This window comes from Ensifer sp. Root278 (assembly GCF_001429285.1).
Lineage (GTDB): Bacteria > Pseudomonadota > Alphaproteobacteria > Rhizobiales > Rhizobiaceae > Ensifer.
The window spans coordinates 122,748-137,221 of sequence record NZ_LMJJ01000003.1; the positions used below are offsets into that span (position 1 = coordinate 122,748).

The 14,474-nt window shown below is 54.0% G+C and carries 9 protein-coding genes and 1 pseudogene; 1 reads left to right on the forward strand and 9 read right to left on the reverse strand.

What is annotated here, in order from left to right; translation table 11 throughout:
- Window positions 1-20: 20 nt before the first annotated feature.
- The 9 genes and pseudogenes from ASE60_RS33430 to ASE60_RS04670 form a co-directional block, all read right to left on the reverse strand.
- The gene (locus tag ASE60_RS33430; protein ID WP_082615734.1) at window positions 21-1,928 is read right to left on the reverse strand and encodes a M15 family metallopeptidase; all 1,908 of its coding nucleotides are present in this window, start codon (window positions 1,926-1,928) and stop codon (window positions 21-23) included.
- A gap of 1 nt (window position 1,929) precedes the next feature.
- The gene (locus ASE60_RS34410; RefSeq protein ID WP_156414579.1) at window positions 1,930-3,171 is read right to left on the reverse strand and encodes a hypothetical protein; all 1,242 of its coding nucleotides are present in this window, start codon (window positions 3,169-3,171) and stop codon (window positions 1,930-1,932) included.
- Between the two features lie 184 nt (window positions 3,172-3,355).
- Window positions 3,356-4,282, reverse strand: coding sequence for a serine protease (locus tag ASE60_RS04640; RefSeq protein WP_057248570.1), 927 nt, complete (start codon window positions 4,280-4,282; stop codon window positions 3,356-3,358).
- Window positions 4,283-4,506: 224 nt separating this feature from the next.
- The gene (locus ASE60_RS04645; RefSeq protein ID WP_162261277.1) at window positions 4,507-5,994 is read right to left on the reverse strand and encodes a peptidoglycan-binding domain-containing protein; all 1,488 of its coding nucleotides are present in this window, start codon (window positions 5,992-5,994) and stop codon (window positions 4,507-4,509) included.
- Window positions 5,991-7,418 carry a hypothetical protein gene (locus ASE60_RS04650; protein WP_057248572.1) on the reverse strand — a complete coding sequence of 476 codons (1,428 nt, stop codon included), beginning with the start codon at window positions 7,416-7,418 and terminating at the stop codon, window positions 5,991-5,993. The genes ASE60_RS04645 and ASE60_RS04650 overlap by 4 nt, the downstream gene beginning before the upstream one ends.
- A complete protein-coding gene (locus ASE60_RS04655) occupies window positions 7,411-8,325 on the reverse strand; it encodes a serine protease (protein ID WP_057248573.1) in 915 nt (304 codons plus the stop codon). Before ASE60_RS04655 ends, ASE60_RS04650 begins: the two co-directional genes overlap by 8 nt.
- 14 nt (window positions 8,326-8,339) lie before the next feature.
- Window positions 8,340-10,202 (reverse strand): trypsin-like serine protease, encoded by a 1,863-nt coding sequence (locus ASE60_RS04660; RefSeq protein WP_244495537.1) that lies wholly within the window; start codon window positions 10,200-10,202, stop codon window positions 8,340-8,342.
- A gap of 892 nt (window positions 10,203-11,094) precedes the next feature.
- A pseudogene (locus ASE60_RS04665) lies at window positions 11,095-12,323 on the reverse strand (IS256 family transposase).
- A 559-nt stretch (window positions 12,324-12,882) separates the two neighbouring features.
- Complete coding sequence (locus tag ASE60_RS04670) at window positions 12,883-13,473, reverse strand: helix-turn-helix transcriptional regulator (protein ID WP_156414580.1); 591 nt, start codon at window positions 13,471-13,473, stop codon at window positions 12,883-12,885.
- Window positions 13,474-13,689: 216 nt separating this feature from the next.
- Here ASE60_RS04670 and ASE60_RS04675 point away from each other — a divergent pair, with 216 nt between their 5' ends.
- Window positions 13,690-14,472, forward strand: coding sequence for an aldolase (locus ASE60_RS04675; RefSeq protein ID WP_057248576.1), 783 nt, complete (start codon window positions 13,690-13,692; stop codon window positions 14,470-14,472).
- Window positions 14,473-14,474: the final 2 nt, after the last annotated feature.

The following is a 14,474-nucleotide window of genomic DNA, read 5'->3' on the forward strand; positions in this document are numbered from 1 at the left end:
AGCCTCTTTAGTAGCCATCTCTAGCAGGGCCCGCAATCGACGTTCGTTCCGCGTGTGTCAACATGAACCGATCTGCCGGACATACCAACGCCGCCGCTGAAAACTCCTGCTGAACGCATCTCTCGAAGAGTTTTGAGTAGCCGGCGAGCACCATCATCCAGATCTTTGGTGTCTGCCACACGAATGTCGAAACCTTGAAATTTCACATGATTTGCGCCGACATCACCGCCCGAGGAGCATCGGCCGTAGGTTAGGCTTCGATAGCCGGATACGATATTGATCCTGAAACCTTTCTCTTGCTCCAAATATCTTAGTACGCGGGCGAAACCCACTGAATTTTCCCAAACATCGCGGGGTGGCAGCGAGTTCTGCCCAAAGCAAGGGCTGTCGGGATTCCCGTGTGAAACACCTAAAGTGACAAGTCGGTCGGCGTTCATGCCCGGGACCTTGGATGATAAGAACGAACGATAGGCCTCAATCTCTAACGCTGGAGCGGCCCCCTGTTTCGCGATTCTCGACACACGGACGTTCAAGGCTTCGGCCGTCTTTTCATCGATCGTGGCCGAGGCCTCGATATTATTGTCAATTTGGAATGCGCGAACTGCCGCCGCAGTAGTCGGTCCGAAATTACCGTCCACTGCTCCAACCGAATAACCAAGCGCCGCAAGAACCCGTTGCAGCCTTGAAATGTCGGCAGGTGCCGAGCCGTTGCTTGAGATTTCCTTCCTAGGAGGTTCTCGATCCGATTCTGTGCGTGTTCGAAGCTTACTTAGGTCAGGTACTACTGTTAGCGAACCCCCATCATAGGTCAGAAAAACGAAAGCTCCCGAGCTTAACGGACGTTGACTGTTGGTTACGGTCATGTCGCGGATGGGTCGCTCAAGAATGATAGGTGTAGTTTCCTCAAGGCCACCACCGATTTTCCGCTCATTAAGGAGGTCTGAACCGCTGGAGCGGATCCGACGAAAGACTCTCAATCGATTGCTACCGCGCACACCTACCGCGATAACCGTGAGATCGCGATCTGCGGCAACTAAAAGTTGGCCATCGTCGGAAGCGCCTCCATGCATGTCCTTGATCGCTATTTGGATGGGTGAAGCAATACGTGGTAGGCGGTGTGTCTCAACTGAAAGTACGGTGAGCAGCTGTGTATCACTGTTCGCAATCACGACCTCGCCTGTTCCGCCTGAAGCGTCGTCCGGCACGAAGACAGCCAAATGCGCCGGATCCGAAAAGGATAAACCTTCGAGGTACACTTGATCTTCTGGATAGCCGCCCTCTAGGTTCAACAGGGACACCCCATTTTCGCTCGGATGCAGGGCAAGCATGTACTGATCGGACGAAACGTTCAGCAGCTCATATGGGTATTGCTTCGCGATTATGTCCGTGACGCCATTCCGTTTTGTCACCCGATAGGTAAGCCCGCTTTGAGGTGCATGGTCCCAGACAACGGTCGCGCCCCCAAGATTATCGCCAAAAATCGGACGTGCCCTCGGATCCTGGGATCCAAGAGGAGCGGCATCTTCGTAAGACGTTTGTGTGTGGAAGCCTTCATTTATATCAAGCGTATCGAGGCGAAATCGGCTTGGTGCTTCGGAAGCGCGCGAAAGCGCAGCTAGATGCCAAAATCCGTGACTGTCGCGAAATGGAGTTAGTGATAACGGAGCGGACGGGAAAGAGGTGCTTGCTCGGGTAAGACCCGTCTCGACATCGACTAATGAAATTGTGTTCTTTCTGTCGATAACCAAAACTCCATTATTTGGCCCTGGCAGAATCCGATCCACTGGAGCGCTCAAGCGGAATCGGGTTGACGCAAGAGCATTTAGGTATTCCTGCGAGAATACTTGCGTTGCTATCGAAAATACCGACAAAGCAACAAAAAAAACCTTTCCGCAAGGGAAAGTATGGAAAATGTTGTTGTCGCTCATCTTAGGGCTGCTTCCATTTGAAATCCAACACGGTTTCTTTCGTTAGCGTGCGGCCGTCGATCAAGTGGGTCTCGTATATCCGTACCTCGACGTAATCGACGTAGCCACCTTCCTTCTTCTCGTTCAGCAAAGTCTCGACTTGGCGTTTGCCTTCTAAAACAAGCTCTGATGTCGGGAATTCACGATTGGAAAATGGTTCAGACCTGGTAAGCGCGATTTCGTTGATAGTTGTATCTGGGTACGTCAATCTCCGGATTGGCGCTTCCTTTCTCTGTTTCCCGTAAAAATCGAAGCCGACTTTGATCGTGTCGATGTTGGGTTCGTCAGCAACACTCTCATAACGAATGAAGATCTCGTCATTGGGGCGACCATCCGCCTCCCGGTCAACCCGGAGGGTCCAAACCGCGTGCGCAGAGACTTGGTCGTTGATTCTTTTTACAGTCTCAGACAGAGAGCATTTAAGCCCACCGTCGGCACCAGCGGTGACATCTGGCGCGCGGGCCAAAAGAGCGGCTGCGCTCGGAAATTGCGGCTGAACAGGGGTCGCTAGAATTTTGTAGCCGTTGCCACCCGCCTCTGCAGTGACTGCCGAAACAACAGCGACAACGCTGCCGTCCTCGTCAAGAATAGGTGAACCGTCATGTCCGTCCGGTTCACCATTAAAACGCGGATTATCCAGTAAATCGAAAACGTAGAGTGGGCCATACTTGGCTGGTTGATAACCGACCGCGTTTAGTTCGACCAAAAGGGCTTGTTCGATCGAGGTTGGATCAGATGGGGTTTCGGCCGATGTCATGATGGACGCATATTTGCGCCCTGCTACTATATCGCACATGCTTAGGCGAAAACGGGAGTCTAGAGTAAGGGTATGAATCGAAATACCGGCGGCATCGCCAGTAAGATCGATATCAGCAAGGACATTTGGATTTTCAATCTTGGTTGGCGCCCCCCCGGCACGCTGAAGAGTAATACTTCTTTGCACAGCGCGCAGTGCTCGTGAGACTTCTTTCGCAAAGCCCGTTGCTGGGGCCCAATCGCTGGCCCCTCCGACTAGGTGTTGCGAAGTGACGAGCAGGTTTGGTCCAACTGCGAACGCTTTTCCTTCACGTTGCTCTGCCTTCCCATCTGCCAATATTCCTTTGACAGAAACGTGGAAATAGGCAGCCCTAGCCTTGGCGGTCACCCAATCGGGAGAATGCCAAGCGGGTGTGGATTCCTGTGCAAGAGGTGACGTCACCTGCATCAGGACAATCAGAAGAGCTATCGTCCCGCGGCACTTCTGAGCTGTTGTGCCTGCTATTCTGCCGAGTGGCCGCAGCATCGCTCTTAGTCGGACCGAGTGCATCGCGCCGATGCATTTGTGCTTCCAGCAACGGCCACATTTCACGGTGGAAGTGGTCGGGTTTGCTACATCACAGGGAGGCCGTTTAGCAACTAATCTTATACCAGCCATATCCGCACCGGTTACCTCCCTCGCTTGGGCGCAATGAAACGCGCTCGCTATTCCTGTCCTTGCAGATCTCGGCGACCTTTCTATCGAGCGTGTAGCATTGCACGAAAATGTCGTACTCGTAGGGCGCGCACCTGCGCTCATATTCTCCTTCGCAGATTGTAAAGGTTCGAGTAAGTTGGGCTTTAACTACGTCAGATTGTACCTGGACATTGGGGTCATAACTGTCGTCGCAGCTGTATGGGGTGTCGTCCAGAAGGGTCTTAAAGCGAAATAGCGGTGTGAACACCAAGCGTTCGACGCCGTTTACAGGCGCGCCCGGGTTTAGTTTGACAATACCAACAACTCGACCAGACTTGTCGAACACCGGGCCTCCACTCATACCCTGCACGACGGTAGCTGTCGTGGGATATAGGGAACCAGCATCTGTTCTATCCGTTGGAACCTCGCCTCTCACTCGAAAAAGGCCGGCCGACGGATCAATTGGGAATCCTGCAGCTTGTATCGGCTCGAAGAGGTTGAGTCTCCTGCATCCCAACTTCGCAAAATGCCCCACGCCAATACCTGCAAATGATGCGTCTAGGATCTTAATGATGCACGCGTCGACCGAGCCGCTATGGCAGCGGCTTAGCTGGACTCGATATCTAAGTCCATTGAAGATGGCATACGTCAGTTTTGTATCATTTGCGTCCGCAACAATGTCGCGGCTCGTCAAAATCTCTCCGTCTCGGCCCAGAGCTACACCGGTTCCGTAACCAGAAATGGAACCCGTGCCAATATTGACAACTTCAATCCTGGTTATCGACCTAAGGTCTTCTTCAGATTGTGCGCGCACGGAAGTTTGGGCGAGAATCGCGCCACAGATAAGCCCTATTATTCCGCGAATTACACTATATGCTCTCATCGGTAACTCCTCCCAGGGTTATGCTGGAGTTAATTCCGAACCTGGCCCGCCGGCAAATTTCTTTGGGTGATAGTTCGCCGTCGGTTTCTTACCACGCGGTAGTTCTACTGGCTTGAGGTAGAGATCGACACGACTAGGGCGGTACATGAGTGGTCAATGTTGCAGTTCTCAGTCACCCGTTTCGATCAATAAATGTTTTCCGCCCTGAAACACTTTGACTGTTCTCATGGTGATAAGACGTAGGAGCGGTCGGCGGGTGTCAGTTGGCTAACGGCATTATTGAGCGCCTCCCGCGTTTCTTGATCAAGCACCCCGGTGACTTTGAGGCCACCTTTGAACTGGAATGCGCGAACGGCTGCTGTGGTTACTCGACCGGGCATGCCGTCGATAACACCCACCGAAAACCCTAGTGTGGTTAGCGCCCGTTGCAGCCGGGCCACCGAATCACGGTCGACTTGGTTGCTAGGAAAGGCCTGTTCGGCGGGATCATGGGCTTCTATAGGCCGGGGCTCAATGAGTGCGGCAATGTCGGGTTCAATCTGCAACGTACGCTTGTCATCACCCAAGAATACAAAAATTTCGTTATCGCTCGAGCGCAGCGACCGGGGTAGCACAGCGATGTCAATGATGGGAAAGTTGAGTTCTACGGGTTTGAGTTCTTCCAACGCCCCGCCGACCTTGCGAAATACAGCGAGTTCATTGCTTCCGACGGTCCCAACAAGTATCACAGAAAGGCTATGGTTAGCTGCTACAAGAACCTTACGGTTGCCAGTCGTGAGTGCACTCAAGCTCCTCAAGCTGATCTGTAGTGGCCTGTCAATCTGTGGAATGTTTCCGGGTATCACCGACATTACCGTCAAGACTTCGGCTTCGCCATTGGCAATGACTACCGTTCCTGCTCCACCAAGGGCCATATCTGGCGAGAAGCTGGAGTAGTGAGCCGGATCACCGACGGAAAGTTCTTCGACGTATACAGTATCTTCTGGGTACCCATCCCGAACGTTGAGTAACGATGCCATATGTTCGTGAGGCGTGATGGCTAGCATGTAATTGCTATCACGGAAGACGATCAAATCATACGGATAAAGTTTTGCAAATTTGTCTATTCTGTCTCTCAGGCCTCCGATGTTATAGACTCTATTGTTGGTCACGAATGATCTGTCCCATGTAATTATATCCATTCCACCCTTAGATATTCCGAATATATATTTAGCAGATGGAGATAAAAAAGTATCAGGTATATTATCAAGCACATTTATACTTGTAAAATAGTTTCGCTTTTTTGACATAAGGATTCCTAGTGAGAAACGTTTCCTGCTAGGATCATCATTTTTCTGAGTGTATAGAAATTCCCATTTATTTTGACCGACGTAGTAAGTTGTTAGATTTAGCGGAGCGCCCTCTGTTTTTTGCGTGTCCGCTATCGCGCCGGTTGCGGCGTCAATCAGTTGGAATTCACTCAGCTCGTAGTCAAACGCCAACAGGGCTTCCGATGTGCCGGCGAAAATGCGTCCGACCGGCCGGTTCAACTGCAATACCTGTCTGGTGATTGGTGTAACAGATGCGACGGTGGCTTCCTCGGCTTCCGCGCGGCCCAACACGGGTGGCTCGACCCAAATAACGAAAGTCAGGACCAGGAAAGCCCGCCGCGGAAAACCCATGAGCACTTTCCGATGGCGGGTGGAAATATGGAACATGGTCTGGTCCTTCATTTTGACGCAGCCAAAGCCCTGCGCTCGGTCAGGCTCCATGGAAAGTCTCGTACGATCGGCCTCTTGTCGAGGATGCGTCCGCCGCTCTGCTTTGAAAGGGTGGGAATGATCTTGAGTTCGACGTGCTGAATAAATCCCTCAGGCCGTGCCGTCTTTACATGAGGCATAACAAGTTGTTTTCCGATGCGTATAATTTCATCAGTTAAGAATTCTCGTGGTCTGCTGTCGTCAAGATTTGGGTATAAAACGATCTTGTTCTTGTGAGGATCGTCATAGTCGCGAATCTTTTCGATATTTTCTTGTCCATCTTGGTCTTTGCCCCAAAAATAATAAGTGACTTCTACTGACTCAATGTTTGGGGTTTCCTCTACGTTCTCGTAGCTTAGGCGGATCTTGGCAAAAGTGTCGCCAACGTCAGGCGGTTCAACCTCAACAGTCCAAATGGCATGAGCTGAAACTTCGTTCTTAATGCGCTTTACTGTGTCAAAAAGCGAACATTTCATGTTCGTGTCGAAGTGTCCCGCGATGTCTGGCCCCAGCGCCGCAAGCGTCGAAGCGCCGGGAAAAATTGGCTGTATCGGCGTTGCTAGTATTCTGTGCTTTCCCCCCGAGATTACGATGACCGCGGAAACGACGGCCACGACATTGTCCTCGCTGTCAAAGATCGGCGAGCCATCATGCCCTTCGAGCTCTCCCTCCAGGAGGCTGCCGGGCTTGAGGTCAAATATGTAGAGCGATTCGTAGTTCTTTGGATCGGTGCCGACGGCTATGAGTTGGACGGGCTCTTGACTATCGATCGATCGAGGGTCGGCGGGCTTTTGACTATTGGTCATAAGTGCGGTGTAGTTCTGCCCCTCTTGAATTCCGCACATGCTCAACTGGAAGTAGCGTTTCAAACGTAAGCTTGAAAAGGAGATCGCTGCCGTGTCGATCGGATAGGGTGACACTGGTAATATCATCGGATTTGCGAAATCACTGTCAGAGCCTGTTCCTTCAGCCCTAGTGATCTGTACTTGGCGGACGAGCGGGCGGGCCGCACGCTCAACTGCCAGATCGATATGATCCGTTTTGTTTGTCTTGCGTAGCCACTCCCCCGGGTCGCCCACTATGTGCTGCGACGTCACGAGCAGATTGGGAGCTATTGCAAAGGCCTTGCCTTGGCGAGTCGCGTCCTCCGACGGAATCTTATCCAGCTTGCCGTTCACCGATACGTGAAAAAACGCAGTCTTTGCCCAATCGGCAACACCTTCTTCGTTGAAGACGCCAACGTCATCGGGAAAGTCCTGTGCCCATACCGGCAGAAGCGGTGCAGCCAAAAACAGCAATACGGAAAGCACCTTGGTCCGCGAGTTCTGAGAACCAGCAGAACGCTCCGCCTTGACCACTCGAGTAGAAGGGGCTTCGGAAGCGCGGAGCCTAGTCATACCAGATGCACCGCGCAGACGCACCGATGCTGCCGCCGGAACGGTCGTCGCCCTTGAGCACGTATTCGTCGTCCTGAATGTCGACGCCTACCTCATCTTGGGAATCGTTGAACATCCCCCAGACCCTACCGAGAAAGCATGTGCCTTCGTTAACCCCAACGCCAAGCTTAACAGGCCCCATTCCCGTACTCCAGGTCGGGAGGTCACGGACTTCACGCTCACGGTGGTAACAAGGCTCATCACTAACCTTGAGTTGAAATTCTTCGATATAACGCTGTTCGATTGGCAAGATTCCAAAGTAGTTCACGGTGCCTTGCAACGAAAACTGTGCGCCAATCACAATGCCCACGAGACCCTTGAGATTGTTCGAAAACGCGGGACCTCCACTCATCCCAGCGATAGTCTGACCGTCGGTCTCAAGCACGCCCTTTGCGTTTCTTTTCGTGGTCGACAGGACTCCCTCGCGGAATGATGGGACGCCTGTCTCCGTCTTGCCGGGAAACCCGGCAACGAAAATCTTGCGTCGTATCATCCAGTTCTCAAACTTGCAGACACGAATGAACTCGTACTCTTTCGTGTCCTGGAATTGTAGAAGCGCGGCATCGACCGACACTTCGATCGGTTGGGGGATCATCGCCCGCGTGGCCTTCGGGTCGGCGACGCCGATTGAACCGGCGCATTCAATGTTGCTGGGTACCGGATCATCGGGCTTTAGGCCAAGTACATGGCGAGCGGTCAGTACATGTCCTTCAGCGCTTACAACTACGCCGGACCCTTTTAACGTTCCGGTGGCCGTCTTGCATTCAATATACACCGTTGTGGCTTCGGCTGTAGCGGCGTGCGCCCCCGACATGCAACTCAAAGCAACTGCGTTGGCGAGAACCAAACTTGGAAAGATCGATTTCATGGCTTCCCTCCCGATCAGTTGGAGATCCACTGTTGGATAAGCGCCAGCCGCTCCGGAGTGATGCGCGTGAAGGCGTTGTTCGACTTCCACGGTTCCTGAGTGCCGTGGACGCCATTGGTATGCACCCCTATCAGCGTATCTCTGGAGTCCTTAGCGAACACCGGCGCTCCACTCGTGCCGCCGAATGTGTCGTTCTGGTAGAAGCCCTTGAGTTCCCACAGAGTTCTCAATTTGTCTTCGCTCACCCATTGCCGTCCAGTTGGGGCACGGTCGGCTGCGTAGCCTTGCACGACAGTCTCGATCACCTCATCATCGCCGATGGTACGAACGCCGAGCCAGCCGGTGGTGTCCCCAATGCTGCAGTTCAGCTTGATCGCACCAAGGTCGTAGTATCGGCTTTCGTCGGTTGTCGCTGACGCCGTCCAACCCGCTAATACCGATGCGCCGACACCGAGGCAGCGGCCGAATGGCGCAGCGCCGAGGTTGCGGCCGGGAATGACTCGGAAGTTCTTATAAGGTTCGCCAATCCTAGTTCCACTGTGGATGCAGTGGGCCGCAGTAAGTACAGTGTTTGGGGATACAAGGGTGCCCGTACAGACGTGCTGCTCACGTGCCCTTGTCTCGAACAGAATCTGGACAATGGCCCGGCTCGGGAAGGGAGTTGTGTCCAGCACTGCAGCGCGTGTGTCCTCGCCGATAACCGAGTAAGGAACGAACAGATTTGGATCGGCGCCTATGCGACCCATCTCGTAATCCGGATAAATCCCGCGCGCCTGTTCGATCGCCAGGGCGTCCTCTTGTGTCATGTTGGGGTCTGCGATTGTGGTGCCGTTTCCCTCCGACGGTTCAACCGCTACGCCAGACTCCACGCTACCCGGTGTTTCGAGCTTGAATGCGACGGTCTGGTCAAGGTCGCCCTCAGGCCGCGATGGCATCGCGCCACCCTCATCGGCATAGCGCCATTCACGCGGGTCGAGCAACTCCTCTTTTGTAGCCTCGTCGAGCTCACCAGTTTCCGGCAGTCCAAGCTCATTTTGGAATAACTTTAACGCCGCCGTTCTCTTCGCTGCTGGGTCACTGTCAGTTTCAAACCCATCAGAAAGGAGGCCGCTCTCAGTCATGATTTCATCGAAGGCTGCCGCTTCATCAAGGAGCTCATTGTTGGCGAGCTCCTCTCCTGCCTCAAACCCCGTTCCCGCCTTCGCCTTGAAAACACGCGACCAGGCTTGGTCAAAAAAAATCGTTGACTGTTCATATCCGTGCGCCGCAGGGCCATTAACGAGGATTCTGACTCGCTTCTTATCATTATTGTCGGCGGCTACGTTGATATTCCGAGCTTTCCAATAAGCGATTGCGACACTCAGACCTTCCCGCGCTCTTCGAGCCAGTTCCGGCGAGTCTTCCAACGCTAGACCGATGTCCCGGCCCCGCATCCGGAAGTTCGTGCGGCCGGTCAACTGCATGAAACCCGAGCCGCGATAGTTCCATCCGTCGTCAGTGTTGCGCCCAAGGTTGCCGAGGCGCGCTCCATAGACCCAGTTGGCGATCGCCTGAGGGTTGCCAGCAATCTCGTGTGCTTTCGCCTCCGAGATGGTTTTCCGACTGAAAACGCGTAGGAGAGTCTTGGCGCTGTAGTTCATGTTCTCGTCAATGCGTTTGAGCCCGCCTGTCTCAGTCATTATCTGAGTGAGGAAGTGCGCCATACGCAAACGGGTGATGATGCCAGCATCCTTAAGTTCCGGCTCGGCGGCTATAATCGCCTCGATAAATTCCTTCTTTGCTCCGGGTGAAATCTTCCGAATGTCTTCGAATGTGATCAGTGTACCCGCCGCTGGAGCTACTTCTCGCGACAGTAACAATCCGACAAGCGCGGCCATAGTACAGGCGAGATATCGACCTGACCGATGCAAGCCAGTTCTGTACGAAGTGACCATGGGATCCCCTCTCGAAACATGTATTAATTCGATTGAGCTTATGTAGCATAAACCAATTCTAGTTGAAAATTCCATATCTAATTTTTATGAGACAAATGTTTGAGTGAAATTATGTCCAACAAAACTTATAATGAAAGACGCAAGCTAACTTATTTGCCTAAATCAACTTAGATTAGGCAAGATATACAAATACTATAACTGCAGAGTGTATAATGAAGCTTCGATAAATATATTCTCCTGGATATTGTTGTTGACATTTTATGCATCTATTAGCATGCTAGTATGATTTTACGGGAGTGTTTCCATGCGAAGCGGTGTGTATGCAAATATATCAGTAGTTTGTACTCTGGTTGCATTTGTAGGATGCGCTACATCTAATCAATCCGGAAGCGATGTGGATGCAGTTATCGATGGTACTCGCAGAGTTTGCAGTTTTGCACCGACGGCTACCTCGATCCTTGCCCTCTTAAATGTCCCCGGCGCCCCAGCTGCCGATCAGCTTGTTCAGAAAATCTGCAAACAAGTCGAAACGAGTGCAGCGGTGGAATCTGCGGGGGTGGGCGGCAAGATTTCAGTCAACATAGACGGCAAAGTGGTCACAGGAGTTCTGACGAACGAGTAGTCATGTGTCCGGTTCATGCCTCGGATAGGGCGACCCGTCGTCAATGACTTGATTATGAAATTTATCTCTTCCTAATTTATGCACTGTAGATTGTGCTATGGCAATATTGAAACGTGTGGGAGCGCAATTTATGGGCGTAAGTGAGATCGCGTCCCGTGAGGTGGTGTAGCAGACGGCATTGGTCGCCGTGCTCTCCGGCATGGACCGGGATGATCAGCGCGCCACGGCTGGCAGGCTGATGAGCGGATCATCGCTCATCTGGCTGATGGTTTCCAGAGTCATGTATCTGGCGCGCTGGACGGCCCATTCATCGTTCTGTTCGAGCAGGAGCGCGCCGACAAGACGGACAATGGCGTCATCATTGGGGAAGATGCCGACGACCTCGGTGCGCCGCTTGATCTCACCGTTGAGCCGCTCGATCGGATTTGTCGAGTGCAGCTTGGCGCGATGCTCCCTGGGGAAGGTCATGTAGGCCAGCACGTCGGGCTCGGCGTCATCCATGATGGCGGCGAGCTTGGGCACCTTCGGCCGGATCTGGTCGGCGACGGCGCGCCATTGTGTGCTCGCGGCTTGCGACGTCTCCTGGGCGAAGGCGGTAGCGATGAAGGCGGACACGACACGGCGGCCGCTCTTGCCGGCATGCGCCAGCACATTGCGCATGAAATGAACCCGGCAACGTTGCCATGTCGCGCTGAGAACCTTGGTGACGGCCGCCTTGAGGCCTTCGTGCGCATCGGAGACGACGAGCTTGACGCCGCGCAGTCCGCGCCGGGTCAGCTTGCGCAGGAACTCGGTCCAGATCGGCTCGGCCTCGGAGGTGCCGATCTCCATGCCCAGCACCTCGCGCCGGCCGTCTGAGTTGACGCCGACGGCGATGATCACGGCGACCGAGACGATGCGACCGCCGCGGCGGACCTTCAGGTAAGTGGCATCGATCCACAGATACGGCCAGTCGCCTTCGATCGGCCTTTCGAGGAACGCTTTGACCTTGCCGTCGATCTCCTCGCACAGACGGCTGACCTGGCTCTTCGAAATACCGCTCATGTCAAGGCGAATGCGTAGCATTCGTCCGGCCCATCGCCTTAACCAGGTCGTCGACCGAGCGGGTCGAGATGCCCTGCACGTAGGCTTCCTGGATGACCGCCGTCAGCGCCTTCTCGGCCATGCGCCGCGGCTCCAGGAACGAGGGGAAGTAGGAGCCTTTCCTTAAGCTTCGGAATGCGCAGCTCGACCGTGCCGGCTCGCGTCTCCCAGTCGCGCTCGCGGTAGCCGTTGCGCTGGGCCAGCCGCAGCGGGGTCTTCTCGCCAAAGGCGGCGCCGGTGGCGGCCCCCACCTCAAGCTCCATCAGGCGCTCGGCGGCGAAGCCGATCATCTCGCGCAGGAGATCGCAATCCGGGGTCTTCTCCACGAGCGCGCGCAGGTTCATCATGTCGTCGGTCATCGATGGTTCCTTCGAATCAGGTTGGTGTCAGCAACCCGACCCTACCGGGGAACTTCGATGACCACCGCTACGCCGCTCGCTCGCTACGGCGCTGTCGAGGGCGCGCTCGCGAGCGGCTTCGCTACCGCCCAGCTACACCACTTGTGGGGACGCGACCGTAAGTGAAGGACAAGGCCTTTTGGGGCCTAGCCTCCCAAGCGGGTCATTTCCTCTCTGGACGTTCCATTCGGACCGAACCTTCAGCGAAGACTCCGAACACATAAAACAAGTTCTGAACGCGTAGATCGAGCTACAGGTCGCCAACGCAAGGGCGGGGCAAAGCGCTTGGGTTGCGGCGTCCAGTTCTGCCGCTCAAGACAGCATTTCGAGAGGCCTATTCTATAGGAAGGGATTTCACGGTGGCCGCGAAGTAGCCGTCCACATATGTTCCGGTTTTGTGCGTTTAGGATCGCATAATGTATCAAGTGGCACCTGTTCGACATCGGTCCGAGTGCTGGCTCGGCGGGGCAGGTGAGAAAAGCGTTTGAGAATCCTTCGCGAACGCGACTTTCGGTTGGCGTCAGGTCCTGTTTATTATGATCAACAGCCTCGCATCCGAACTGATCTTTCGGATTTGATGCGAATTATATCCGTGGAACTGCAAGTAATCGCCTTGGAATAGTTCCACCGTCCTGTCGTTGAACTGAACCTCTATGTTTCCATCGATCACATAGATCATTTCCTCGCCGGAGTGTTCGCCTCTGTTGTCGTCAGCGTACTCGTCGGGAGGAAAATAAAGGAACGACTCCAAATTCTGAAACGCGGTGCTTTGGGAAAGGGGGATATAGGTGGCGCCTATCTCGGTCCCATGAAGCAACTTGTCGTGCTGATCACTGCGAACGACATGGATATCGGTTTCCTGGTTCTGTTCCCCGAATATCGCCCCGACCGAAACCCCGAGCGCCTCTGATAGTTTCATCACTGTTGCGATCGAAGGCGCCTTCTTTCCGGATTCAAGCTTCGAAAGATAGCTTTTGCTGATCCCAGTAGTTTCCGCGAGGGCATCTAAGGTCAGACCGCGTTGCCGACGCCAGCCGCGGATCCGGTTGCCGACGCCTGCCACCATCAAGTCCGATTTTTGGTTCGCTACCGCTTCCACTTCTGCACTCACTCCCTTTATCGACGCCGACAGCTGCCGATTGGTGATCGATCTAGCGGCCTTACGGTTTTCGGCGATTCAACTTCCATTACACTAGATTGTGCCCGAGAGGCAACAACAGCTTCTTATGAGTGCATTATAACCCCAATGGGAAACATGTTGACTAAATGTGCGGTCGGTGTCATCAATTGTCCCGTCTTAACAACCGACCCTTAGTCGAGGCCAAAAATGGACGTGAATTTCGAAACTACGAAAAATGATGTGATGGCCGAGTCCGATCGCCTGATCACTCGGGAATTTGGTGACTACGAATGGACGCTGAGGCAGAAGCTAGCGATTGCATGCCGCATTCTCTTTGATGAGGGGCATGCATCCGGCCTCGCTGGGCAGATTACCGCCCGCGGTCCCGCCAGTGGGACATACTTTACCCAGCGCCTCGGCATTGGGCTTGATGAAGTTACCGCTTCTAACCTCCTGTTGGTCGATGAGTCCCTGAAGGTGCTGCAAGGAGAGGGGATTCCGAACCCTGCTAACCGGTTCCACTCGTGGATTTACCGGACACGGCCGGATGTGAACTGCATCATTCACACTCATCCGCCGCACGTATCGGCGCTCTCTATGATCGGAACCAAGCTGGAGGTTGCGCATATGGACAGTGCGGCGCTCTACGAAGACTGCGCGTTTTTGGCTGAATGGCCCGGCGTACCCTTTGGAAACGAAGAAGGACAGATCATTTCCGAAGCGCTCGGCGACCTACGTGCCGTCCTTCTGGCCCATCATGGCCTTCTCGTCGCTGCGGACCGCCCGGAGGAAGCGTGTGTCCTTTCGATCATTTTCGAGAAAACGGCAAAGCTTCAGCTGATGGCGATGGCCGCTGGTGAAATGCGTCCCGTTGATCCGGCCACGGCTCGCCAGGCGCACGATTGGGAACTGAAGAAGAAAGTCGTTGATGCCGACTTCCAATATTACGCCCGGAGATCGCTGAAGGCTCATGGTCGATGCGTCGGGTGAGG

Coding starts and splice junctions, on each gene's coding strand:
- ASE60_RS33430 (WP_082615734.1), bottom strand. CDS start 1,928: ATGAGCGACAACAACATTTTCCATACTTTCCCTTGCGGAAAGGTTTTT.
- ASE60_RS34410 (WP_156414579.1), bottom strand. CDS start 3,171: ATGCAGGTGACGTCACCTCTTGCACAGGAATCCACACCCGCTTGGCAT.
- ASE60_RS04640 (WP_057248570.1), bottom strand. CDS start 4,282: ATGAGAGCATATAGTGTAATTCGCGGAATAATAGGGCTTATCTGTGGC.
- ASE60_RS04645 (WP_162261277.1), bottom strand. CDS start 5,994: ATGAAGGACCAGACCATGTTCCATATTTCCACCCGCCATCGGAAAGTG.
- ASE60_RS04650 (WP_057248572.1), bottom strand. CDS start 7,418: ATGACTAGGCTCCGCGCTTCCGAAGCCCCTTCTACTCGAGTGGTCAAG.
- ASE60_RS04655 (WP_057248573.1), bottom strand. CDS start 8,325: ATGAAATCGATCTTTCCAAGTTTGGTTCTCGCCAACGCAGTTGCTTTG.
- ASE60_RS04660 (WP_244495537.1), bottom strand. CDS start 10,202: ATGGCCGCGCTTGTCGGATTGTTACTGTCGCGAGAAGTAGCTCCAGCG.
- ASE60_RS04675 (WP_057248576.1), top strand. CDS start 13,690: ATGGACGTGAATTTCGAAACTACGAAAAATGATGTGATGGCCGAGTCC.